A 24,052-nucleotide genomic window follows, 5' to 3' on the forward strand; every position below is an offset into this window, starting at 1 on the left:
CGCGCTCCCGCGCTAGGCGCGGACGCCGGCGCTGGCGCCGGTGCGCTTCGCCGCGCGGCGCTCGCGCCCGCCCTCGACGAGGCTGTAGAGCACGGGCAGCACGATGAGCGTGAGCGCCGTCGACGAGACGAGCCCGCCGATCACGACGAGCGCGAGCGGCTGCGAGATGAAGCCGCCCGTGCCCGTGATGCCGAGCGCCATCGGCAGGAGCGCGAAGATCGTCGCGAGCGCCGTCATGAGGATCGGCCGCAGTCGACGGGATGCGCCGTGCACCAACGCGTCGCGCACGTTCATGCCCCGGTCGCGGTACTGGTTCACGAGGTCGACGAGCACGATCGCGTTCGTCACGACGATGCCCACGAGCATGAGCACGCCCACGAGCGAGGCGACGCCGAGCGGGATGCCCGTGGCGACCTGCAGCGCGATCGCACCCGTGGCCGCGAACGGCACCGAGACGAGCAGCAGGAGCGGCTGCAGGAGCGAGCGGAACGTCGCGACCATCACGATGTACACGATGAGGATCGCCGCGAGCAGCGCGAGCCCGAGCTGCGAGAACGACTCGGCCTGATCGGCCGAGACGCCGCCGATCGAGGCGGTCGCGCCGGCGGGCAGGTCGGCGGCGGCGATCGCGGCCGACACCTCGGCGCTCGCCGTGCCGAGGTCGTCGTCATCGGGCGTGGCCGAGATGGTGGCGCTGCGCAGGCCCTGCACGGTCGTGACGGATGACGGGCCGTCGACCTCCGCGACCGTCGCGAGCGAATCGAGTGACACGAGCCCTTCCGGCGTCGGCACCTCGAGCGCCGACAGCTCGTCGACCGTGGTTGGCGGGTCGTCGCTCGCGAGGTAGATCGTGAGCGTCTTCTCATCGATCACCACCGAACCCGACGATTGCGGTTGCATCGCGGCCGAGACCAGGCCGCCGAGCGCGACCTCGCTGTAGCCGGCGGCGGCCGCGTCGTCACGGTGCACCTCGATGGCGATGTAGCGCCGCGACTCCGACAGGTTCGACGCGGTCTGTGCGAGCGAGTCGAGTCCGTCGAGTTCTTCCTCCATGGCCTCGGTCGCCGACTGGAGGTCCTCGGCGTTCGACGCGGTGACGTCGACCTCGATGTCGGTGGAGGCGCCGAAGCCGCTCGACGCGGCGAGCGTCACGTCGCCGATGTCGCCGAGCGCATCGAGCTCTCCCCGAACCGACGCCTGCAGCGCCTCCTGGTCGGCGCTCTCCTCGGTGGTGACGGAATACGTGATGGAGCTCGCCCCGCCGCCGAAGGCCGCCGCGATGCCGCGACCGCTCGAGCCGATCGAGGTCTGCACGGTCTCGACGCCCTCGGTGCCGCGAATGGCCTGCTCGACCGATCGAGACGCCTCGTCGAGCGCCTCGAGGCTCGTGCCGACGGCCAGATCTTGCGAGACCCGGAAGGTGTTCTGCCCCGACGAGCCGAGGAAGTTCGTCTTCATGAACGGCAGGAGCGCGATCGTGCCGCCGAGGATCAGCACGGCGACGATGATGGTCACGACTCCGTGCCGCAGGGTCCACGCGATGATCGGCAGGTAGCCGCGCTGCAGGCGCGACGGGTGCTCGAGCTCGTCGACCGCCGGCGTGCGTGTCGCCGCGGGCCGCGACCCCGCAGGCCTCCCGGGCACCTTGAGGCGCGCGTTCCCGTCGGCGTCGCGAAGGGCCGGGGCGAGCCACACGTCGTCGACGAACGCCGCGGCCGCGGCATCCGCCTCGTCCTCATGCTTGTGCAGCTTCGCGGGCTTCAGGAACCAGTACGCGAGCACGGGCACGATCGTGAGCGAGACGAGCAGCGAGGCGAGCAGTGCGATCGTCACCGTGAGCGAGAACGGCCGGAACAGCTCGCCCGTCACGCCCTCGACGAGGGCGATGGGCAGGAACACCGCAACGGTCGTGATCGTCGACGCCGTGATCGCGCCGGCGACCTCGCGCACCGCGTGCACGATCGTCGACACCTTGTCGACACCCTCGACGAGGTGGCGCTTGATGTTCTCGATGACGACGATCGAGTCGTCGACCACGCGCCCGATCGCGATCGTGAGCGCGCCGAGGGTCAGGATGTTGAGCGTGTAGTCGGCGGCCTGCAGGCCGATGAACGTGATGAGCACCGACGTGGGAATCGAGATCGCCGTCACGAGCGTCGCCCGCACCGACAGCAGGAACACGAGGATCACGATCACCGCGAACAGCAGTCCGAGCATGCCCTCCGTCGCGAGGGACTCGATCGACTGCTCGATGTAGGGCGCCTGGTCGAAGACGACCGTGAACGTCGCGCCGGGGTTGGTGGTGTCGAGCCCCGCCTCGAGGTCGGGCAGCAACGCGCGCACGGCGTTCGACACCTCGACCGTGTTGGCTGCGGGCAGCTTCGTGACGGCGATCGTCAGGGCGGGCTCGCCGTTCACCCGCGAGATGCTCGTGACCGGGTTGTCGGTGAGGGCGACGGATGCCACGTGGCCGATCGTCACCGCCACCGGCACGGTCACCGTGGCGGGTTCGGCCGCGTCGGGGTCGGCGTCGGGGTCGGGGGCGCCCCCCGCGGCATCCGGAGTCTCCTGCTGCTCGGTCGCACCGAGCACCGGCAGGGCGGCGATGTCCTCGACGCTCTCGAGCACGGCGCCGGCCTGCACGGCGAACGTCGAGCCGCCTTCGCTGATCGCGCCGGCGGGCACGAGCAGGCCGTTCTGCGCCAGCGCATCGCGGATCGACTGTTCGGTGATGCCGTGCGCGGCGAGTTCCTCGGGAATCGGGGTGATCGTCACCCGTTGCCCGATGTCGCCCACGATGGTCGCGTCGCGCACCCCGTCGAGGTCGCGGAGCTCGCCGAGGGTCGTGCGATCGATCTCGTCGGAGAGCGCGCTCACGTCGTCGGCGCCCGTGACGGCGACCTGGATGACGGGGAAGTCGTCGAGGCTGAGGGCGAGCACCTGGGGGTCGACGTCGTCGGGCAACTCGCCCGCGATGCGGTTCACCGACGAGAGCAGCTTCTGCTCGGCGAACGCCAGGTCGGTGCCGTAGGTGAAGCTCGCGATGACGCGCGAGAGGCCGGTGGAACTCGTCGTCGACGTCGACTCGAGTCCGGTGATGCCCTGGATCGCGGACTCGATCGGGGTCGAGACGTCGGTGTTCACGACATCGGGCGACGCACCGGGATACGACGTGACGATCGAGAGCTGCGGGAACTCGATCGACGGCGCCAGCTCCTGCTTGAGGCTCGAGAGCGAGATGCCACCGAAGATCGCGACGACGACGGTGATCAGGGCGATGAGCGCGCGATTCTTCATGCTGAGCGCGGCAAGCAGATGCATTGCACGATTCTTGCAGTCTGAAGGATCGTCATGTTGCGGAACGTCGGATCCCCCGTCTGGGGGGATAGACGGCCCGGCGAAACGCGAGGTAGGGTGCCAATCGACAAAGCGGGGGCTTATGACGGATTCCAAGGTGGAAGCTCAGCGGCGCATGCCCGGGCTTCGTCTTGCCCTCATGGCCACCGGATTCTCAGTCGCCTGGCTCGCCGTGAGCCTCTTCGCGAGCTCCTCGAGCGCCTCCGCCGACGAGCAGGACCCCAACGGTCTGCTCGGAAGCGTCGGCTCGCTGCTCGGCGGCGTCACGACCACCGTCGGCAACACGCTCGGCACGGTCGTCGGCACCGCGCCTGCCGCGCCGGCTCCTGCACCTGCACCTGCACCTGCACCGGCTCCCGTGCCGGCACCTGGTCCTGCGCCGGCACCTGCTCCCGCGCCTGCTCCGGCACCCGTAGCCGCCCCGGCTCCCGCGCCCGTTCCGGCACCCGTTGCCGCCCCGGCGCCGGCACCTCCTGCCGCCCCCGTGGCCATCGTCGGCGGCGTGACGGATGCCGCGAACAGCACGATCTCCGGCGTGAACATCGCCGTCGGAACGCTCGTCAACGGTCTCACCGGGGCGGTCACAGAGCTCGCCAGTGGCGACACCGTCAGCGGCATCCTCACTCCCGTCACGGGACTCCTCGACGGCGTCGTCGGCAGCCTCCCGATCGTGGGCGGAATCCTCGGCGACAACACGCTCGGCGGTGTGCTCGGCCCGGTCACCGGTGTCGTCGACGACACCCTCGACACGGTCGTCGGCGGCGTCGTCGGAACGATCGGAGAGCTGCCCACCGACGGCACCGGGCTGATTCCGTTCCTGCCCGACCTCCCACTCCTGCCGGGCTCGCCCGGCGAAGTGCTCCCCACGTCGCCCGGCGGCGGCAGTCCACCCGGCATCCCGCCGGTCACGACGCTGTCCGATGCACCGCGCGGAACCGCGGCCGCCTCGCTCGACTCCTTCGAAACATCCACCCCGCCTTCGGGGATTCCCACCACGACACCCCCCGGTGACGGCGCTCCGTCAGGCGGCGACCAGCCGCCCGTGAGCACGCCCGGCGCGCCTGCACCCTCGGGTTCCGCTGCCGGCTCGGCCGGCGCCGGGGCATCCGGAGCTTCCGACGCGGCCTTCGCCGCGCTCGAACTCGACGCACTCGCGTCACTGGTGCTGAACTCGGTCGACGACGAGCTGCCGTCGTCACCGGTCAGCGGCACCGATTCATCCCCTGACTGACGGGGACCGCTCCGCCTCATCGAAGGCGGAAACGGTCATCGCTCCCGCCTGGGAGCGACACAACCCATCAGTCAGGAGATCTACTCATGAAACGATTGGCTTTGAGGGCGCTGTACGCGACCCTCTTCGCCGGGGGGCTCTCGCTCCTCGGAGCCGGCGTCGCACATGCCTCGGACACGAGCGGCGACGACGGCATCCTGTCGGGAACCCAAGCGGGTATCTCGATCGAACTCCCGGTCACGCTCAGCGGCAACGCGATCTCCCTTCTCGGGGACTCGTCGTCGTCGGATGCCGCGACTGCGGTCGACAGCGGTGCCGCCGCTGCTCCGGCACCCGTCGCAGCAACCCCCGCCGAACCCGTCGCCGTCACCTCCGGTGACAGTGGCGTCGCCTCGGGCACGCAAGCGCTCATCGACGTCTCCGTGCCGGTCACGATCGGCGGCAATGCCATCTCGGTCATCGGCGACAGCTCGTCGAGCGATGCCGGCACCGCGGTCGCTCCGGCGGCTCCGGCGGCTCCGGCGGCTCCGGCGGCTCCAGCGGCCACAGCTGAGACCAGCGGCTCCGGCTCGCTGCTCGGCGGCACGCAGGGGCTCGTCAACCTGTCGGTTCCGATCACCGTGAGCGGCAACGCCATCTCGGTCATCGGCGGCTCGTCGAGTGACGGCGCCGGCACGGCGGTCGCATCCGGCGGTTCGAGCGACGCAAGCAGCGCGTCGACCTCGGGCCTCGGCGGCATCCTCGGCGGCACCCAGGTCGTCGGCGGCGTCGGCGTACCCGTCACGGTCGGCGGCAACGCCGTCTCGGTCATCGGCGACAGCAGCAGCAGCGGCGCCGACACCGCGGTGGCATCCGGCTCGGGCTCGGGCTCAGGCGAGGCCTCCTCGGCTGAGACGAGTGGCACCGACAGCATCGCCGGCGGCACCCAGGTGGTCGGCGGTCTCGGCGTACCCGTCACGGTCGGCGGCAACGCCGTCTCGGTCATCGGCGACAGCAGCAGCAGCGGCGCCGACACCGCGGTGGCATCCGGCGGCTCGGGTGACGCAGGCAACGCGTCGACCTCGGGCGAAGACGGCATCCTCGGCGGCACCCAGGCGATCATCGGCGGCAACGTCCCGGTGACGGTCGGCGGCAACGCGATCTCCGGCATCGGCGACAGCAACAGCAGCGGCGCCGACACCGCAGTCGCATCCGGCGGCTCGGGTGACGCAGGCAACGCGTCGACCTCGGGCGAAGACGGCATCGCCGGCGGCACCCAGGCGATCATCGGCGGCAACGTTCCGGTGACGGTCGGCGGGAACGCCATCTCCGGCATCGGCGACTCGACGACCGACGGCGCAACGACCCAGGTCGCCTCCGGCGGCTCGGGCGGCGGCGACGCCACCACCTCCGGCGAGGACGGGATCGCCGGCGGCACGCAAGTGCTGCCGTCGCTCGGCCTCCCGGTGACGGTCGGCGGAAACGCGATCTCAGGCGTCGGCGACAGTGAGTCGTCGGATGCCGAAACGGCCGTGGCCACAGGAACCGGGGGCGGTTCGGCCACAACGGATGGATCGGGCGGGCTGCTCGGAGGAACACAGCTCGTAACCGGTCTGTCCGTGCCCATCACCGTCGGCGGCAACGCCATCTCGGTGGTCGGCGACAGCTCGACCGACGGCCCGACGACGATCGTGAATCCCACGGACCCGACGGATCCCACGGACCCGACGGACCCGACGGACCCCACGGATCCCACGGATCCGACCGATCCCACGGACCCCACGGATCCTACGGACCCCACGGACCCCACGGATCCCACGGACCCGACGGATCCCACGGACCCGACCGACCCGACCGACCCGACCGACCCGGCGACGCCGGGTGATCGCGGCAGCGCCTCCTCGGTGGCGTCAGGCACGACGACCCCGGTAGCGGCCAAGACTCTCGCCGCCACGGGCACCGACCTCACGGGTCTCGGTGTGGCAGCCTTCGCGCTGTTCGCCGGGCTCCTGCTCGTCGGCTTCCGCCGGTTCGCAGTGCGCCGGTAAATCACGGTGAGCTCCGGCGCCGCCCTGAGGGCGGTGCCGGAGCACCCCGCGGCACTCAGTGCCCCCTCAGGCTCCGCGCCCCCTCAAGCTCCGTGCCGTCCCTAGGGCGGCACGGTAGGTCGCCAGAAACCCCTCAGGCGGCCGGTCGGGGCGGTGGCAGTCCCCCCGCCGCCGCCCCGTACTTCACCTTCGCTCCACAACTCAAGAGAGCCGGGTTACCCCGGACCAGAAGCCCTCAAGCTCCGCGTCGCCACCCGGTGGCGCGGTCGGCCGCCAGACACCCCTCAGGCGGCCAGGCGGGGCGGCGGCAGTCCCCCCGCCGTCGCCCCGCCTCACCCTCGCCCTACGACTTCGAGAAGCGCCGGGTCACCCCGGGGCAGATCGCCCTCAAGCTCCGCGCCGCCACACCCGATGGCGCGGTCGCCGCCAGAAGCCCACCTGGCGGCCAGGCGGGGCAGCGGCCGTGCCCCCCGCCGTCGCCCCGCCTCATCCTCGTCGCTCGAGAGAGCAACTACGCCGAGGGCCGCCGATCCAGCCCCGCCGCCGGAAGCAGCACGCCGTCGATGAGTGAGACCAGGAATTCGGCGTCGACCGGCTTCCTCTCCAGCAGCAGCCGGAACGCGGCCATCGCCGGTATCAGGTTGGCCAGCATCTCGACGTCGCAGTCGCGCGAGATCTCACCGCGCTCGATTGCGCGGCGCAGGAACATCCGGTTCACCGCCGCACGCGGCTCGATGATCGCCGCGTGCGCGGCATCGGCGAGCTCAGGCGAGCTCGAGAGCATGCCGAACAGCCCCGCCATGATCCGCATCTTCCGCTCTGCCTCTTCGATCGAGCGCGGGCGGATCATCGCGACGAGATCGCCGCGCAAGGTCCCCGTGTCGGGAAGCCGCTCGAAGTCGATCTCGCCCGCCTTCATGCATGCGACCGCGTCGAGCACGAGGTCGGCCTTGGACGGCCAGCGTCGGTAGATGGTCGCCTTGCCCGCCTTCGCGCGTGCGGCCACCATGTCGATGGTCATGCCGTCGAACCCGTTCTCGGCGAGCACGTCGATCGCTGCGTCGAGGATCTCGGGATCGCGGGTGTGGTCGCGCTTCCGGCCGAGCTTCGCGGATGTCGCGATGCGATCGACCTCGGCCGAAGGGTCGAGCTGCGTCATCGCGGGTCATCTCCGTGTCTCGAGCGTCGCATGTTGCTGCCATGTTACTTCAAGAACTGTTCATATCCGAAACTGTTGAGTCTCGTATATAGTGGCCGTCATGTCTCTCGCTCCCGCCGAACCGTCGACGTCGTCCGCTCCGTCGTCCCGCCGCTGGTGGACCCTCGCCACTGTGGCCCTCGCCCAGCTCATGGTCGTGCTCGACGCAACCGTCGTGAACATCGCCCTGCCCGCCGCCCAGGCCGACCTCGGCTTCTCGAACGGCGACCGGCAATGGATCATCACCGCGTACTCGCTCGCGTTCGGCAGCCTGCTCCTGCTCGGCGGCCGCCTGTCCGACCTGTGGGGGCGCAGGCGCACGTTCATCATCGGTCTCATCGGCTTCGCGGCGGCATCCGCCCTCGCCGGCGCCGCGCCGACCTTCGGCATCCTCGTCGGCGGGCGCGCGCTCCAGGGTGCGTTCGGCGCGCTGCTCGCACCCACGGTCCTCGCCGTCCTCACGACGACCTTCACGATCCCCAAGGAGCGGGCCCGCGCCTTCGGGATCATCGGGGCGATCGCGGGTGCGGGCGGCGCGATCGGCCTCCTGCTCGGCGGGTTCCTCACCGAACAGCTCGACTGGCGCTGGAACCTGTACATCAACGTCGTCATCGCTGCGATCGCCGTTGTCGGCTCAGTCGTCTTCGTGCGCCTTGCGCCTCGCACAGGCCCACGCCCCAAGCTCGACCTTCCCGGTACCGTTCTCGTCTCGGGTGCGCTCTTCCTGCTCGTCTACGGATTCTCGAACGCCGAGGCCGAGGGCTGGGAGTCACCGCTCACGTGGGGAATGCTCGTGGCATCCGGCGTACTGCTTATCGCGTTCGTGCTCTGGCAGCGACGCGCTGCACACCCGCTCCTGCCGCTCTCCATCGTGCTCGACCGCAACCGCGGCGCCGCCTACGCATCGCTGCTCATCGCCGGTGCGGGAATGTTCGGCATCTTCCTCTTCGTGACCTACTACCTGCAGACGTCGCTCGGTTACTCGCCCATGCAGACCGGATTCTCGTTTCTGCCGATGATCGCCATGCTCGTGCTCGCCGCGCAGCTGTCGACGAACCTCCTCCTGCCGCGCTTCGGCCCGAAGGTGATGGTGCCGGTCGGCATGCTGCTCGCCGCGACCGGCATGGTCTCCCTCACGCACCTCGGCGCGCAGAGCACCTACGCCGCCGACATCCTCGCTCCCCTGATGATCCTGGGCTTCGGCATGGGCTCGATCATGCCGGCGTCGATGCAGACGGCGACGTTCGGGGTCGACGGCTCGTTCGCGGGGGTCGCATCGGCGATGGTCAACACGAGCCAGCAGGTCGGCGGCTCGATCGGCACCGCGCTGCTCAACACGCTCGCGGCCACCGCCGTGACCGATTACCTCGCAACGCACACCCCAACGACCGATGCGGTGATCGCGGATGCCGCGATCCACAGCTTTGCGACCGCGTACTGGTGGGGCGCCGGATTCTTCACGTTCGGCGCGGTGCTGGCGGCCCTGCTCTTCCGCCGCAGAGATGACGGCCTGTCGGTCGCCACGCCGCGTTCCACCTCGTCGGAGACCCGCGACGAGGTCCCGGTGGCGGTCGGCTGAGGCGCGTCGCCGCTCAGACCACGGAGGCGAGCAGCTCGGGCTCGGGCTCGGACATCGGCGCCTGCATGAGCGACCGCCAGGCGCGGGTGAGCGCCCGCACCGCGGCATCCGTCGTCTCGGGGGAGTAGCAGATGGGCAGGCGGAGGAATCGCTCGAACGCGCCGTCGATGCCGAAGCGCGGACCGGCGGCCACGATGAGGCCTTCACGCCGAGCAGCGAGCGCGAGCTGCGAGCTGACGGGCGCGCCGAGCCCGATCCAGGTCACGATGCCGCCGTCGACGTGCGGCACGTGCCACTCAGGGAAGGCGTCGGCGAGCAGCGCCTCGAGCCGGTCGCGACCGGAGCGGAGCTGCTCGCGCCGCAACTCGAGGATGTCGTCCATGTGCTCCTCGAGCAGCCGCGTGACGAGCAGCTGCTCGATGATCGGCGTGCCGAGGTCTCCCGGCGAGCGCACCGCGAGGAGGCGGCTGATGAGCGGCCGGTCGGCCCGGATCCAGCCGACGCGCAGCCCGCCCCACACGGTCTTGCCGACCGAGCCCACCATGATGGCGGGGCCGTATGCGGCGAGCGGCAGGTACGACGCGGCGCGGTCGACGTCGAGCTCACCCGTCGTCTCGTCGGCGATCAGCACCGTGCCCTGCCGTGCCGCCGCGTCGGTCACGCGCTCACGCTGGTCGACGCTCATCGACCGGCCGGTCGGGTTCTGGAAGTCGGGCATCAGGTAGGCGGCCGAGGGATTGCTGTGCCGGATGGCCTGCTCGAGCGCCTCGGTCTCGTCTCCCTCACCGAATGCGCCCGCGTCATGCGGGGCGACCGCGACCGGCACGAGCCGAGCACCTGCGGCGCGCAGCGCCTCGTACGCGTGCGGATACGTGGGCGCCTCGATGATCGCCCGGTCGCCGCGACTGATGACGGCACGGGAGAGCAACGCGATCGCGTGCTGCGCGCCGATCGTTACCATGATCTGCTCGGGCGATGTCGGCAGGCCGCGCGCCGTGTACCGGTCGGCGATGACTGCGCGCAGCGCGGGCCTGCCGAGCGGGTCGAAGCCCGCGTCGCCGAGCTCGCCCGGCAGGTCGTCGATGGCTAGCCGCGCGACATCCGCCAGCCACGGCAGCGCGGGCGGCGCCGCCTTCGAGAAGTCGATGTAGTCGGCAGCGGGCGGCGCGGGGAGGATCGCGGGTGCGCCGGGCAGCCGCGCCACGCTGCCGGAGCCGCGCACGCTCTGCACGAGCCCGTGCTCGCGCAAGTGACGATAGGCCGCCGTGACGGTCGTGCGGCTGAGCGCAAGCCGCTCGGCGAGGTCGCGCTCGGCGGGGAGTCGAGTGCCGACCGGGATGCGCCCGTCGAGGATCAGGAGCCGCACGCGGTCGGCGAGGGCCTCGTAGGCGCTGCCCGCGCCACGCCAGTCACCAAGGAGGAGTTCGAGCGATCGCGCGGTGAGAGCCAAGTCCGACATAAGGCCACTTTAGGCCAATTGGCTCTATACGGGAAGGCCAATCATGGAATTGGATTGCATCATGATTCGCCGCCGCACCGCCGACCCGACCCCTCTGCTCATCCGCCGTCTCGTGCAGCTCTTCGTCGGGCTGTTCCTCTACGGCTTCGGCATCGCGCTCATCGTGCGCGGCGAGCTCGGCGTCGGCCCGTGGGACGTACTCACCCAGGGCATCATGAAGCAGACCGGCCTGAGCTTCGGGCTCATCACCGTGCTCATGAGCGGCGTCGTGCTGCTGCTCTGGATCCCCATCCGGCAGAAGCCCGGCTTCGGCACGATCGTGAACTCCCTGCTCGTGGGCCCGGCGGCCGATGTCGGCCTCTGGCTCATTCCTCCGGGCCTCGACCTCTGGGTGCGCGCCCTACTGCTGCCCGCTGGGATCGTCGTGCTCGCCATCGCGACCGGGCTCTACATCGGTGCGCACTTCGGCCCGGGCCCGCGCGACGGCCTCATGACCGGGTTGCACCGCGTCACCGGATGGCGCATCTGGATCGTGCGCACCGGCATCGAGGTCACCGTGCTCGCCGCCGGCTGGCTGCTCGGCGGCAACGTCGGCATCGGCACGCTCGCCTTCGCCCTGCTCATCGGGCCGCTGTGCGGGTACACGATGCCGCTCTTTTCGGTGAAGCGCTCCGGCCGGATGCCGGCCGACCGCGTCGGCACGCGCGCGAAGCCGACCGTGCGCGCTCACGCGGCCGAAGCGGTCACCCTTGCGCCGGCGCCGGGACGCTCGCCCGCCTGACCGTCGCCCTTCCGTTCTGCATCGATCCTCATCGCCTGAAAGGAGCCGGCCATGATCGCCACGATGTCGCTGCTCGCAGCACTCGCACTTGCCGGCATCGCCGCCACGGTCGTCGACTGGGCGCGCGACGGCTATCGCCGAGTGCGCCCACGCACCTGAGTGAGCGCGTTCCAGTGGAGTGACTGAATTCGATCGCTCCACCGGAACGCGCCCCTCGGCCGCCCCTATCAGAGGTTGCGCTCGGCGTAGACGGTCATCGCGTCGCGCACGAACTCGGCGCCGGCCGGACCGCCGTAGTTCGCGCCGAAGCGATCGTCGGCCACGTACATCTCGGCGAGGCCGAGGAAGTACTCCTTCGTCGGGCCGCCCGCGCCGCCCCCGGGCGTGCCCGGGATGCCGCGCAGCCACTCGAAGTGGCGCTGCGCGAGCGCTTGGGCCTCGTCGCCGGCGGGATCGATGCCGCGCTCGAACGCCGCGATCCAGTCGGTGCCGAGCGTGGTCGCGCGCTCCCGCCACGCCGCCTTCTCGTCGGCGCTCAAGCCGCGCCACCACGCGTCGCTCTTCGCGTACGCATCCTTGCCCCAGCGCTGCTCGACCTCCTCCTTGTACTGGGTGTGGTCGAAGCCGTCGAACATCTGATCTGCCATGAGTCGTTCACCTCCTTCCAATGCTCCGATGGTGCGTTCGACCGACGCGATCTGCCGCGCCAGTCGCTCCTGCTCGTTGCGCAGCCACTCGAGGTGGCCGAGCAACGCGTGCTGGGCGCTCGCCTCGCGGTCGAGCACCTCGGCGATCACCGGCAGGCCGAGGCCGAGGTCGCGCAGCAGCATGATGCGCTGCAGCCGCACGAGCGCCCGGTCGTCGTAGTAGCGGTAGCCGTTGCCGCCGATGCGGCTCGGCGCAAGAAGGCCGATGTCGTCGTAATGCCGCAACGTGCGGCTCGTCGTGCCGGCGAGCTTCGCGATCTCCTGGATCGACCAGTCGTCCACGACTGCCTCCTCTCGTGTCTCGTGTCTCGTGTCTCGCGACCGACGAGGCCGTTCAGCCTCGCGAAAGCCACGCTAGAGGTTGACGCTGCGTCAAGGTCAAGTAGCGAATCTGCTCCCAGTCCGGCGTTCGCGGGGCGCAATTCCGGATTCGCAGGCAACACGCCGTATCAGGCGTCGCCGCCGCGGCGAGTCGCCGTGCGCATCCGGAGTTCTGCACGCAGGCCGCACTTGCGCCGATGCAAGACGCGATATATCGTGTTCACAGACAAGACGCGATATATCGCGAGAGGGCACGGATGCTGCGGCATCCGCTTCCCGCACCAACGAAGGAGTACACGACATGGCCATCGAGAAATGGGTCATCGCCCCCGGCGAATCCCGGGTCATCGACCTCGAACTCGTACGCAAGCTGAAGGCGAGCCTCATCGGCGGCAAGATCGACGTGATCGCCCACGACGAGCCCGGCGCGCGGGTCGAGATCTCGAACGTCACGGGCAAGGAGCTCTTGGTGCAGATCGACGGCGACTCGCTCGAGATCGACCACCCGCAACTCCGCTGGGACAACTTCATCGAGGCCTTCAAGGGCTTCGTCGGCAGCGCGAAGGCCGACGTCTCGATCCTCGCCCCGCGCGATGTCGCGATGAAGCTCGGCGTGGTCTCGGGCAACGGCCTCGTCTCGGGCTTCACGGGCGACGGCAGGTTCAGCACGGTTTCGGGCGACTTCGTGCTCGACGACCACGAGGGCGACGTCGAGCTCTCGAGCGTGAGCGGCGAGCTCTCGGCCGGCAACCACGTCGGCCGCATCACGGCGCACAGCGTTTCGGGCGACATCGTCGCGACGGGCGAGATCACCACGTTCAACGCCGACACCGTGTCGGGCAACATGATCGTCGACACCCAGGGCACGCCCAACCGCATCGACACGAACACCGTCGCGGGCGACCTCACCGTGCGCTTCGCCGCCGGATCGGGCGCGCGCTACCGCATCAACACGGTCGGCGGAACGGTGCTGCTCGACGACATGTCGGTGAAGGGCATGTTCGGCAAGGGGTTCGAGCGCATCGTCGGGGAGCTCGCGGGCACGTGGCTCGACCTCGGCGCCAACAGCGTCTCGGGCAACATCTCCGTCATGCGCCGTGAGGCCCCGGCGAGTGCGGGAACGACCGGCGACGCGGGATCGGCGAACGGCGAGGCATCCGAATGACCCCGCCAGTCTTCGCCCACGGGAGCCTCAGGCTCTACCTCCTCGCCCTGCTCGACGAGCAGCCCCGGCACGGCTACGAGCTCATCCAGGCACTCTCCGATCGCTTCGGCGGCACCTACAGCCCGAGCGCCGGCACGATCTACCCGCGCCTCTCGAAGCTCGAGGAGGAGGGGCTCGTCACGAAGTCCGCCGATGGCCGCAAGACGGTCTACGAGATCACGGATGCCGGTCGCGCAGAGCTCGAGGCGCGCCGGCACGAGCTCGACGCCATCGAAGACGAGGTCACCGATTCGGTGCGCCGCCTCGCCGACGGCGTGCGAGCCGAGGTCGACGAGGCCATGCGCTCGTTGCGCGCCGAGCTCGCGAGTGCCGCCCGCGAGGCCAAGCGCGCCGCGAAGTCGGCGACGACCGCGACCATGAACCTCAGCTCCGAATCGAATCGGGCGCTGCACGAGGCCGAGCTCGCGATCAACGAGTTCCGCCAGCAGCTCCGCACCGACCTGCGCACGCACGCGCACCGCGGCCGGGTGAGCCCCGAGTCGGTGACCCTGCTGAAGGCCAGGCTCGCGCAAGTGCGGGCCGACGTGCTCGCGACGCTCGCCGAGCGCTGAACCCGGTGCACGCGGCATCCGTTGTGATCGACGGATGCCGCGTGCACATGTCGGTGCGGCGTGCTTTCATGGGCGCATGCCCGACGTGACCCTCCTGCCGTGGTCGGAGGACGACCTCGACCTCCTGCGCCGCAGCAACACCCACGAGCTCATGGACCAGCTCGGCGGTCCTGAGAACGACGAGCAGCTCCGAGCGCGGCACGAGCGGTACCTGCGCATGTGGCGCGAGGGCACGGGGTTCCAGTTCCGCATCGTGATCCCGGGGCATCCCGAGGGCGTCGGCACCATCGGATACTGGCGCCGCGACGAGGAGGGCGTGCCGGTGCTCGAGGCGGGGTGGTCGGTCGAATCCGAGTATCGCGGCCAAGGCATCGCGCCCGCCGCGGTGGTCGCGATGCTCGACGTCGCGCGGGCCGCCGGTGAGACGCTCCCCGTGCACGCCTACCCTCGCGTCGACAACCCGGCGTCGAACGCCGTCTGCCGCAAGGCGGGCTTCACCCTGCTCGGCGAGGTCGACTTCGAGATCACGCCGGGCCTGATCCTGCATACGAACGACTGGGTCGTCGGGCTCGCCGATCGCCCGCTCGCCTAGTCTCGAGGGGTGCGCGCGTATCTCGCCGTCGCCGTCGGCGGACTCATCGGCACCGGGCTCAGGCTCGGATTCGACCTCGCGTTCCCGCACGCCGACGGCGAACTGCCCGTCGAGACCTTCGTCGTGAACCTGTTCGGCTCCTTCGCCCTCGGGTGGCTCGTCGGCGGGCTCTGGACCCGGCCCGGCACGCCCACGTGGCTGAAGGCGGGCCTCGGCTCCGGCCTCATCGGCTCCTTCACGACCCTGTCGGCGGTGATGGTCTCGCTCATCGCCCTCACAGGCGCGGGAGAGCTGTGGCTCGGCGTGCTCTACCTGTTCGTCTCGGTCGTCGGCGGCCTGGCGCTCGCGGCGGCAGGGCTGCGCATCGGCTCGATCATCGCGCACCGCCCGATGCCCACCGAGGTCACCGACGCCGGAGAGACGCTGTGACCCCGCTCGTCGTGGCCGCGGTGCTCGGCGCGGGCGCGGTGGGCGCGGTGCTCCGGTACGCGCTCGCGCGGGCCTTCCCGGTGCGGCCCGGTCACTTGCCCGGCGGCATCCTCATCGTCAACGTGCTGGGGTCGGCGCTCGCCGGCGCGCTCATCGGGGTGGCCGAGCGCGCCGCCCTCGACGCTGATCTGCGCCTCGTGCTCGTCACGGGCTTCTGCGGCGGACTCACGACGTTCAGCACGTGGAGCGTCGAGACGATCGAGCTGTTCGACGGCGGGCGATGGCGCGCCGCGATCCTCAACGTCGTCGTGACGCTCGCCCTCGGCATCGCGGCGGCCGCGGGCATGTACCTCGCCTTCCGCTGAGGGTGAGCGGATGCCGCAGCGCGTGGCCGCGGCATTCGCTCATCGTCTGCTCAGGCCGCGTTGCGGCGGCGACGGCGGCGCACTTCCGACGTGATGATGCCGGCGATGAGCGCCGCAACGAGGAGCGAGCCCGCGACGATGGCGACGACGAGCCAGACGCCCGCATCGGATGCCGCGGCGTCATCGGCCTGCTCGTCGGTGCCGCCGTTCTCGCCGTCGGCATCGGCGCCGTCGGCGTCGTCGGTGTGCGGCGGCTGCTCCTCCCACACGCCGGTGGCCTCGGCGCCGACGCCGAAGTCGATCGTGCCCTCGATGGGGTGACCGTCTGACGAGACGGCGCGCCAGCGCACCTGGTAGTCGCCGCTGAGATCGGCGGGGAGCTCGACGGTCACCTCGGATCCCGCGATCACGGGCTCCTCCACCGAGATCTCCTCGCCGTGGTGGTCGACCACGACGACGGTGGTGCCGACCTCGATGATGTCGTTCGAGAAGCTGAGGCCGATGGCCTCAGGCGAGGCGTCGAGCACCTCGCCCTGCTCGGGGCTCGAGCCGATGAGCTCGTCGTGGGCGAGGGCGGGCGACGTGTCGGCGAGAGCGAAGAGCGCTGCGGCGGTGAGCGCAGCACCGGCGAGCACGAGCGCGCGCAGGCGGCGTGCGCGGTCGGCGGGGGCGTCGGCGCTGGTCGCCATCGAGGTCGCGGCGGTCGAGATGGGGGTTTCGTTGGTCATGTGTAAGGGAGTTCCTCTCCTCGTGCCCGGGGGTTTGTGCCGGCGGTGCGCGACGCGGGTGAATGTGCGCTGCGCGGCCGTGCCGGGGCATCCGGCTCCTGGCTCGCGATCACGGCGAGCGCCGTGCGCACGGGAGTCGAGCGGAGGGCGACCGACGCGGTGGCAGCACCACGCGCGAGCTGCGTCGCACGGTTCACGTCAGGCCCCCGGAGTGAGTTCGGAAATCGGCTCAACTCTAGCAACGGCGGAATCCGTCGCTGATCAGCCGACTTGACTCCCAGCGCAACAGGAGTAGTGTCATCCGCCGTGACAGACGAGGCGGAAGCCCCTCCAGCTGAACTCAAGTCGCCGAAGAACTGGATCATCGGCGACCCGCTGCCGACCGAGAAGCTCGAGGGGGAGCTCCTCCCGAAGCACCTCGCCCTGCCGATCTTCGCGAGCGACCCGCTCTCCTCCGTGGCGTACGCGCCGCAGGAGCTGCTCATGATCCTCATGGTCGGCGGCCTCGCCTTCCTGAGCTTCGCGCCGTGGGTGGCCGTCGCGGTCATCGTGCTGCTCGTGACCGTGGTCGCGTCGTACCGGCAACTCATCCGCGCCTACCCGTCGGGCGGCGGCGATTACGAGGTGGCGCACCGCAACCTGGGCGAGAAGGCCGGCCTCGTCGTGGCATCCTCCCTCCTCGTCGACTACGTGATGACGGTCGTCGTCTCGGTCGCGTCGGGCGTCGACAACATCATCTCGGCCATCCCCGAACTGAATCCATTCCGCGTCGAGCTCGCGGTGGTCTTCGTGATCATCCTCGCGGCCGTGAACCTCCGCGGCGTGAGCGAGTCGAGCCGCGCCTTCGCCGTGCCGACCTACCTCTTCATCGCCAGCGTCTTCGTGATGATCGTCGTGGGCCTCACGCGCACGTTCCTCGGCGATGCGCCGGTCTCCGAGTCGGCCGGCTTCGTCGTGGAGTCCGAGTCGCTCACGCAAGCCGGCATCATCCTCCTGTTGCTGCGTTCCTTCGCGAGCGGATGCTCCGCGCTCACGGGTGTGGAGGCGATCTCGAACGGCGTGCCGGCGTTCCGGCAGCCGAAGATCCGCAACGCCCAGGCGACGCTCGTGCTCATGGGCGGCATCGCGATCGTGCTCTTCGCCGGACTCACCGCGCTCGCCCTCATCTCCCAGGTGCACTACGCCGAGGATCCGTGCCATCTCATCGGATGGGCCGAGTGCGCCACCGAGCCGCAACGCAGTCTCATCGCACAAGTGGCGTCGGCGACGTTCGGCGACGACACGGCGCTCTTCTACCTCATCCAGGCGGCGACGGCGCTCGTGCTCCTCCTCGCCGCGAACACCGCGTTCAACGGGTTCCCCCTGCTCGGCTCGGTGCTCGCGCAGGACGGGTATGCCCCGAAGTCGCTCTCCACACGCGGCGACCGGCTGATCTACTCGAACGGCGTGCTCATTCTCGCGCTCGCTGCATCCGTGATCCTCGTGGTCTTCCAGGCGAACCTCACGGTGCTGATCCAGCTCTACATCATCGGCGTGTTCGTCTCGTTCACCCTCGGCCAGACCGGCATGGTGCGCCACTGGCTGCGCGAACTGCGATCGCCCCGAAAGCCGACGTCGTCGAAGTCGCCGCGGTCGTCGAGGGGTGACGCCGACGACCGGAGTGCGCCCATCACCCGCGGCGCCATCTGGCGTGCGCTCGCGATCAACGCGATCGGCGCGGCGATGACCGCGGTCGTGCTCATCGTGGTGACGGTCACGAAGTTCACGCACGGCGCCTGGATCGTGTTCGTGATGATGCCGATCCTCTTCACCCTCATGCTCGGCGTGCACCGCTACTACCGCGACGTCGAGAAGGAGATCGAGGTCGACCCCACCACGACCTTCGGCTCGGCCGGCGATCATGCCATCGTGCTCGTGGGCCGCATGCAGAAGCCCACCCTGAAGGCGCTCGACTACGCGATCGCGGCCCGCCACGACTCGCTCGAGGCGGTGCACGTCTCGCTGTACGAAGAGGAGACGAAGCGACTGAAGAAGGACTGGGTGAAGCAGAACATCCACGTGAAGCTGCGCATCCTGAACTCGCCGTATCGCGACCTCAGCTACCCGCTCATCCAGTACATCAAGTCGCGCCGCGAGGAACACGGCAGCGAGGTCGTCACGGTGTACATGCCGCAGTACATCGTGGGCCACTGGTGGGAGTCGTTGCTGCACAACCACAAAGCACGCCGCATCCGCCAGAAGCTCCTGCTCGTGCACGGCGTCACGGTCTCACTCGTGCCCTGGCTGCTCGACTCCTCCGACCTCATCTACGGCCGTCGCTCGCGCCCGTTGCCCGGCCAGGACCGCCGCGGCGAGCCGGTTCGTCCGGTGCCCAGGCGCCCGATCTCCTCGGACGGCCAGAAGCGCGGGCGCTAGGATCGGCCCATGGCAACGGATGCCGCGGTGCGAACGTTCCTCGACGGGGTGACGCATCCCGTGCGGCGCCGCGACGCCGAGACATTGCTCACCCTCATGGGGCGGGCCACCGGTGAGCCGGCGCGCATGTGGGGCTCGTCGATCGTGGGCTTCGGCGAGTACCACTACAAGTACGCGAGCGGCCGCGAGGGGGATGCCGCTGCGACGGGCTTCTCGCCGCGCAAGGCGGCGTCGACGGTCTACCTCGCCGACGGCATCGGCGCTCACTCCGAGCTGCTCGCGAAGCTCGGCCCGCACACCACGGGCGTCGGATGCCTCTACCTCAAGGACCTCGAAGAGATCGACCTCGGCGTGCTCGAGCGAGTGGTGCGCGACTCGTACGCCACCGTCACGGCCGGCGTCTGGGGCCGGCGTGCCCGCGAGGGCGGCACTGCCGCGGACTGAGGCATCCGCTCGCTAGATCATCGCCATGATCTGGCGAGCGATCATACGGCCCGCGCGGTTCGCGCCGATCGTCGACGCCTGCGGGCCGTAGCCCGCGAGGAAGATGCGCGGATCGTTCCATGCCGCGCCCTGCCCGACGGTGACGCCGCCGGTCTTCTCGCGCAGCTTGAGCGGCGAGAGGTGCCGGAGGTCGGGGCGGAAGCCCGTGGCCCAGATGATGACGTCGGCTCGGGCCATGCCGCCCTCGTCGCCGTCCCAGACCACCCGGTCGGCCTCGATGCGGTCGAACATCGGCCGAGCCACGAGCAGGCCGCGCTCGATGCCCGCGGCGATGCGACGGCTCCTCGGCACTCCCGTGCCGCTCACGACGCTCGGCAGGGCCCGACCTGATCGGGCCGCCTCGTCTTGCCGAGCGACCGCAGCCGAAGCGCCCTCGAGATCGAGCTCCTGGCGATCGAGCCAGTCGATCGGGCGGCGGGAGACCCACGTGAGTCCGGCTGCGACCTCCTCGAGTTCGAGCATGAAGCCGATCGCCGACGTGCCGCCGCCGACCACGACGACGTGCTTGTCGCGGAAGTCGGCGGCTTCGGTGTAGTCGGAGGTGTGCACGTGCCGGCCATGGAAGTCGGCCATGCCCGGGTAGTAGGGCACGAACGGTGAACCCCACGTGCCGGTCGCGTTCACGAGGAACTGGGTCTGCAGTTCGAATCGAGGAACCGCGGGGGCCGGAGCCGCCTCGAAGGTCTTGCGCCGACGGCCGAACAGCCCACGCGCCTTCTGCTCCTCCTCGAGCGGCTGCGGCGTGAGGTCCTCGAAGCTGACGAGGAGGTCGACGCCCTGGTTGGAGACCGACCGCACGTTCATCGGCCGGCGCACGCGCAAGTCGAAGTGCTCCTCGAACCTGCCGTAGTAGTCGGCGACGACCTCTTTCGCGGGAAGATTCCGGTCGGCGGTGTCGAAGCTCAAGCCGATCTCGGCCATTCCGGGCAGGTCGTTGACGCGATGGGCGGTGCCGAGCCGCAGCGACGACCAGCGGTGCTGCCACGCGCCGCCCGCTCCGGGTGCCCGATCGAGCATCACGAAGTCCTGCTCGGCGACGAGTTCGAAGCGGCGCAGGTAGTAGGCGACCGACAGGCCGGCCTGCCCGGCGCCGATCACCACGACCTTCACGCGCTCGGGACTCTGCATCACCTGACAATCTCAACACGGGTTGCTGTATACGCGCAGTACGCACGTGGGCCCGACTGCGCCGGATTGCGCGTCAGGGCCTGCGGAGAGCGTACGCCATGGCTTGTGGAGGGCACCGCTTGGGGTCGGATGGCGGTGCTAAACTGACCACAGGATTATTCATTATCAGATGCGCGCCGGGTGAAGAAACCATCCCACCCGGCCTGAAGTCGTAAGGGGGTCACGCATGGGGCGCGGCCGTCAGAAAGCCAAGCACACCAAGGTCGCTCGGGAGCTGAAGTACTTCAGCCCCAACACCGACTACAACGCGCTTGAGCGAGAGCTCACCGGCTCAGTACATGACGAATACGAGGAAGAAGTCGCCAAGTGGTCGGATTACACCGACGACGGCGACACCTTCCTCGCCGGCGACGAACGGCGCGCGTAGCCCCTCGCCGCCGATCGGCCCCGGCATCCCCACCCGCTGTGGTGCTCATGACGGCGCGCGGTTTGCGTCGCCGTCACGATCCCACGGAACGAGCGACGCCCATGCCAGGGCGATGAGCGCCACCCGAGCGGCGCCGATCAGCCACGGGAACGGCAGCGCGAATCCGATCCAGAACACGGCTTCGACGGGAATCAGCGCGAGGCTCAGCACGGCGCCCATCCGGCGTCCGAGCCAGACGAGCCATGCCGCGAACGCGGCCGCGATCGTCACGAGCAGGTAGGCGACGAGGAGCGCCGCGAGCGGGCCTTCCTCGAGCCGGTCCGACAGGGGGCCGCCGTACATCGTGAAGAGGTCGAGGAACCACGGCAGCGTGCCGTTCTGCAGCAGGCACACGGAGATCGGCACCGCCGGAATGCCGAATGCGGCCACGTACACCCAGGTCAGCACTGCGTTGCTCCGCGCGAAGATCATTCGGCCTCCAGCCGCCAGCTTGCCGCATCCTCGACGAAGCGCTCGAGCTCTTCGAGCGATCCGGTCGCGGTCACGGCGCGAAGCACGATCTCGTCGACGACATCGAAGGCGCGCAGGCCTGAAGGGCGGTGCATCGTCGCGTCGATCGCGCTGATGCCGAGCCGTTCGAAGTTCGCCGCGTACGACGGCACCGACGCATAACGGTCGGCCTCGCGCTCCAGCGCGGAGCGCGCACGCTCATCGGTGATCGTGCGCACGTAGAGCACGCTGCGCACGTCTCGGTCGCCGGCCGCGGCGCGGAGCTCCGAGTGCGCTCGGGCGGCGGCGTCAGGAGTGAGCCAGTTGAAGAGCACGCCGTCGGCACGGGTGGCGGCGAGTCGACGCATCCGCGGGCCGAGCGCGCCGACGACGATCGCCGCCTCGGTCGCTCGCAGCGTCGCGATGCCGCGTTCGACGAGGCCGAGCGGATGCCGCGCGGCACCCGACCCGATGCCGAGCGTCGTGCGCTCCGCGGGGAGGCCGCCGAGGTCGAGGCTGTCGGCCGGTCGCCGATCGAGCGGGATCACCCCGGTCGCGAGCCGCAGGGTGCCGGTGACGGATGCCGCGACGCGCAGGCCCGCAAGCGAATCGCCCTTCGGCACGTCGTTGAGCCAGAGGCCCGAGAAGCCGAGCCGTTCAATGCGCGGGGCGAGGGCGCGGATGGCGCGGGCATCGGTCGCTCCCGAGAGCCCGATGGAGAGCGCCGCGCGCATTCGATCAGTCGGCGTAGGACCCGACGAGCCGAACCGCTCCGCCGTCGACGCCCTTCGCGCCCTGCTCGAAGCCCGCGAGATCGCGATCGCCGATCGAGACCGTGCCGACTTGCCAGGACGGCAGTCCGAGTGCGTCGAGCTCGGCGATCACGTCGGCCGTGGCATCCCTCGCCACGACCGCGAAGAAGCCGATGCCGAGGTTCCACGTGCCCTCGGCGCTCTCGAGCGACGTGCCGGCGAGGTCGCTCAGCACCCGGAACACCGGGGCTGGAGACCACGTCGACCGGTCGAGCTCGACCCACGAGCCGCGGGGCAGCACGCGCGCGAGGTTCGCGGCGATGCCGCCGCCCGTCACGTGCGAGAGGGAGTGCACGGCCGTGCCGAGCCGCCCGTGCCCGAGCAGGCGCACGAGCGGGCGCGTGTAGAGCCGGGTGGGTTCGAGGAGCGCTTCACCCCACGTGGTGCCGAGGTCTTCCGCGGTGTCGGCGAAGTCGATGCCGCCCTGCTGGAGGATGTGTCGCACGAGCGAGAACCCGTTGGAGTGCAAGCCGCTCGAGGCGATCGCGATGACGGAGTCGCCCGCGCCCACCCGCTCGGCGCCGAGGAGCCGGTCGGCCTCGACGACGCCGACCGCTGCGCCTGCGACGTCGTAGTCGTCGACGCCCATGAGGCCGGGGTGCTCGGCGGTCTCTCCGCCGACGAGCGCGGTGCCGGTGTCGGCGCACGCCCGGGCGATGCCGGCGACGATCGTGGCGATGCGCTCGGGCACCACCTTGCCGCACGCGATGTAGTCGGTCATGAAGAGCGGCTTCGCGCCCACGACCACGATGTCGTCGACGACCATGCCCACGAGGTCTTGGCCGATCGTGTCGTGCTTGTCGATCGCCTGGGCGATCGCGATCTTCGTGCCGACGCCGTCGGTGGAGGTCGCGAGCAGCGGACGCGCGTAGTCCTTGACGAACGAGACGTCGAAGAGGCCGGCGAAACCGCCGACGCCGCCGAGCACGTTCGGGCCGTGCGTCTTGGCCACCGCCTCCTTCATGAGCTCGACGGCGAGGTCGCCTGCATGCGTGTCGACTCCGGCAGCGGCGTAGGACGAGTTCGAGGTCACCTGTCAAGCGTACCCGGGCACCGCGCGTCGCCCGGGTCTGCGGGGCATGCGCAGGACTAAACTTGAATCATGCAGGCGGGTGGCACGCCGTCGTGGGTGATTCGCGAGAATGCGAGTCGCTCGGTTCTTCTTGCGCTCTATCTTCGCGAGGTGCTCGCGATCGCCTCTCCCGTCGAGTTGCCGCGGCTCCGCGACGTCGGCGCGGTGGGCACCCGATTCGAGGTCGACCAGCAGGATCTGCTCGAGCGGCAGTGGCGGGCCTGGTGGGCGATGACCGTCGAGCCCGAGGCGCATCCGTCGATCGTCCCCCTCGAACTCGTCGACGCCTACGGCACCGACGTCGCACTGCCCGTCTCGGGCGCCGAGGTGCTCGCCCAGGCGATCGTGCCGCACGCCGAAGCGGCGCGCGCGTGGGCCGAATGGGCGCACCAGGGCTATCGCACGGCGTCGGCAGCGCGACGCGGCGACTCGTACCGCGCCTACGCGGGCACGATCGCCGAGCACGAGCGCGAGGTCGGCCGGCGCGCGCATTCCTTCGAGCTGAACGTCGAGGTGATCCCGTTCACGACCACGGGCGTGTGGTGGATCGGCGCGATGACGGTGGCCGTCACCGATGCCCTGCGGTCGGATGCCTCGGCGTTCGACGACGCGATCCACCCGATCATCGCCGAACTCGCGTGACAGGCTCGCAGGC

22 protein-coding genes are annotated in these 24,052 nt (G+C 70.2%); 13 read left to right on the forward strand and 9 right to left on the reverse strand.

The window, feature by feature from the left end:
• Positions 1-12 precede the first annotated feature (12 nt).
• Positions 13-3,321, reverse strand: coding sequence for an efflux RND transporter permease subunit (locus ESP51_RS13100; protein ID WP_129521347.1), 3,309 nt, complete (start codon positions 3,319-3,321; stop codon positions 13-15).
• Between the two features lie 118 nt (positions 3,322-3,439).
• Between ESP51_RS13100 and ESP51_RS20635 the strand changes: the two genes are divergently transcribed.
• Positions 3,440-4,588: a hypothetical protein gene (locus tag ESP51_RS20635; protein ID WP_164990513.1), complete on the forward strand. Its 1,149-nt coding sequence runs from the start codon at positions 3,440-3,442 to the stop codon at positions 4,586-4,588.
• A gap of 86 nt (positions 4,589-4,674) precedes the next feature.
• Positions 4,675-6,615: a beta strand repeat-containing protein gene (locus tag ESP51_RS21090; protein WP_241843157.1), complete on the forward strand. Its 1,941-nt coding sequence runs from the start codon at positions 4,675-4,677 to the stop codon at positions 6,613-6,615.
• A 511-nt stretch (positions 6,616-7,126) separates the two neighbouring features.
• Here ESP51_RS21090 and ESP51_RS13110 read toward each other — a convergent pair.
• Positions 7,127-7,774, reverse strand: a complete 648-nt coding sequence (locus ESP51_RS13110; RefSeq protein WP_129521348.1) for a TetR/AcrR family transcriptional regulator — start codon at positions 7,772-7,774, stop codon at positions 7,127-7,129.
• Between the two features lie 100 nt (positions 7,775-7,874).
• Here ESP51_RS13110 and ESP51_RS13115 point away from each other — a divergent pair, with 100 nt between their 5' ends.
• The gene (locus tag ESP51_RS13115; protein ID WP_129521349.1) at positions 7,875-9,392 is read left to right on the forward strand and encodes an MFS transporter; all 1,518 of its coding nucleotides are present in this window, start codon (positions 7,875-7,877) and stop codon (positions 9,390-9,392) included.
• 13 nt (positions 9,393-9,405) lie between these two features.
• Here the strand turns inward: ESP51_RS13115 and yczR are convergent, their stop codons facing one another.
• Positions 9,406-10,851: a MocR-like transcription factor YczR gene (gene yczR, locus ESP51_RS13120; protein WP_129521350.1), complete on the reverse strand. Its 1,446-nt coding sequence runs from the start codon at positions 10,849-10,851 to the stop codon at positions 9,406-9,408.
• 61 nt (positions 10,852-10,912) lie between these two features.
• Between yczR and yczE the strand changes: the two genes are divergently transcribed.
• A complete protein-coding gene (yczE, locus tag ESP51_RS13125) occupies positions 10,913-11,632 on the forward strand; it encodes a membrane protein YczE (RefSeq protein WP_206737309.1) in 720 nt (239 codons plus the stop codon).
• Between the two features lie 227 nt (positions 11,633-11,859).
• Here yczE and ESP51_RS13130 read toward each other — a convergent pair whose 3' ends face one another.
• The gene (locus tag ESP51_RS13130) at positions 11,860-12,621 is read right to left on the reverse strand and encodes a MerR family transcriptional regulator (RefSeq protein ID WP_129521351.1); all 762 of its coding nucleotides are present in this window, start codon (positions 12,619-12,621) and stop codon (positions 11,860-11,862) included.
• 340 nt (positions 12,622-12,961) lie between these two features.
• On the opposite strand from ESP51_RS13130, the gene ESP51_RS13135 reads away from it, so the two are divergent.
• The 5 genes from ESP51_RS13135 to crcB all read left to right on the forward strand — a co-directional run bounded on the left by ESP51_RS13135 (position 12,962) and on the right by crcB (position 15,822).
• A complete protein-coding gene (locus ESP51_RS13135) occupies positions 12,962-13,825 on the forward strand; it encodes a DUF4097 family beta strand repeat-containing protein (RefSeq protein WP_129521352.1) in 864 nt (287 codons plus the stop codon).
• Positions 13,822-14,436 (forward strand): PadR family transcriptional regulator, encoded by a 615-nt coding sequence (locus ESP51_RS13140; protein WP_129521353.1) that lies wholly within the window; start codon positions 13,822-13,824, stop codon positions 14,434-14,436. The genes ESP51_RS13135 and ESP51_RS13140 overlap by 4 nt, the downstream gene beginning before the upstream one ends.
• Positions 14,437-14,512: 76 nt before the next feature.
• Positions 14,513-15,028: a GNAT family N-acetyltransferase gene (locus ESP51_RS13145; protein WP_129521354.1), complete on the forward strand. Its 516-nt coding sequence runs from the start codon at positions 14,513-14,515 to the stop codon at positions 15,026-15,028.
• A 9-nt stretch (positions 15,029-15,037) separates the two neighbouring features.
• Positions 15,038-15,457, forward strand: coding sequence for a fluoride efflux transporter FluC (locus ESP51_RS13150; protein ID WP_129521355.1), 420 nt, complete (start codon positions 15,038-15,040; stop codon positions 15,455-15,457).
• A complete protein-coding gene (gene crcB, locus ESP51_RS13155) occupies positions 15,454-15,822 on the forward strand; it encodes a fluoride efflux transporter CrcB (RefSeq protein ID WP_129521356.1) in 369 nt (122 codons plus the stop codon). Before ESP51_RS13150 ends, crcB begins: the two co-directional genes overlap by 4 nt.
• Before the next feature lie 50 nt (positions 15,823-15,872).
• Here the strand turns inward: crcB and ESP51_RS13160 are convergent, their stop codons facing one another.
• Entirely contained in the window at positions 15,873-16,550 is a 678-nt protein-coding gene (locus ESP51_RS13160) for a copper resistance CopC family protein (protein WP_129521357.1), read from the reverse strand.
• Positions 16,551-16,856: 306 nt separating this feature from the next.
• Here ESP51_RS13160 and ESP51_RS13165 point away from each other — a divergent pair, with 306 nt between their 5' ends.
• Positions 16,857-18,965: an APC family permease gene (locus tag ESP51_RS13165; RefSeq protein ID WP_241843158.1), complete on the forward strand. Its 2,109-nt coding sequence runs from the start codon at positions 16,857-16,859 to the stop codon at positions 18,963-18,965.
• 9 nt (positions 18,966-18,974) lie between these two features.
• Complete coding sequence (locus tag ESP51_RS13170; protein WP_129521358.1) at positions 18,975-19,409, forward strand: DUF1801 domain-containing protein; 435 nt, start codon at positions 18,975-18,977, stop codon at positions 19,407-19,409.
• A gap of 12 nt (positions 19,410-19,421) precedes the next feature.
• Here ESP51_RS13170 and ESP51_RS13175 read toward each other — a convergent pair whose 3' ends face one another.
• Entirely contained in the window at positions 19,422-20,597 is a 1,176-nt protein-coding gene (locus ESP51_RS13175; protein ID WP_129521359.1) for an NAD(P)-binding domain-containing protein, read from the reverse strand.
• Positions 20,598-20,823: 226 nt separating this feature from the next.
• On the opposite strand from ESP51_RS13175, the gene ESP51_RS13180 reads away from it, so the two are divergent.
• On the forward strand, positions 20,824-21,024 hold the full coding sequence (locus tag ESP51_RS13180) for a DUF3073 domain-containing protein (protein WP_129521360.1): 201 nt from the start codon (positions 20,824-20,826) through the stop codon (positions 21,022-21,024).
• 45 nt (positions 21,025-21,069) lie between these two features.
• Here the strand turns inward: ESP51_RS13180 and ESP51_RS13185 are convergent, their stop codons facing one another.
• The 3 genes from ESP51_RS13185 to purM are packed head-to-tail and all read right to left on the reverse strand — an operon-like array spanning position 21,070 to position 23,358.
• A complete protein-coding gene (locus tag ESP51_RS13185) occupies positions 21,070-21,495 on the reverse strand; it encodes a hypothetical protein (RefSeq protein WP_129521361.1) in 426 nt (141 codons plus the stop codon).
• Positions 21,492-22,247 (reverse strand): LLM class flavin-dependent oxidoreductase, encoded by a 756-nt coding sequence (locus ESP51_RS13190; RefSeq protein ID WP_129521362.1) that lies wholly within the window; start codon positions 22,245-22,247, stop codon positions 21,492-21,494. The genes ESP51_RS13185 and ESP51_RS13190 overlap by 4 nt, the downstream gene beginning before the upstream one ends.
• A gap of 4 nt (positions 22,248-22,251) precedes the next feature.
• A complete protein-coding gene (purM, locus tag ESP51_RS13195; RefSeq protein ID WP_129521363.1) occupies positions 22,252-23,358 on the reverse strand; it encodes a phosphoribosylformylglycinamidine cyclo-ligase in 1,107 nt (368 codons plus the stop codon).
• Positions 23,359-23,427: 69 nt separating this feature from the next.
• Here purM and ESP51_RS13200 point away from each other — a divergent pair, with 69 nt between their 5' ends.
• Positions 23,428-24,039, forward strand: a complete 612-nt coding sequence (locus tag ESP51_RS13200; protein WP_129521364.1) for a zinc-binding alcohol dehydrogenase — start codon at positions 23,428-23,430, stop codon at positions 24,037-24,039.
• The last annotated feature ends 13 nt before the right edge of the window (positions 24,040-24,052 follow it).

Origin of the sequence: Agromyces albus (genome assembly GCF_004134825.1) — a bacterium.
Classification (GTDB): Bacteria; Actinomycetota; Actinomycetes; order Actinomycetales; family Microbacteriaceae; genus Agromyces; species Agromyces albus.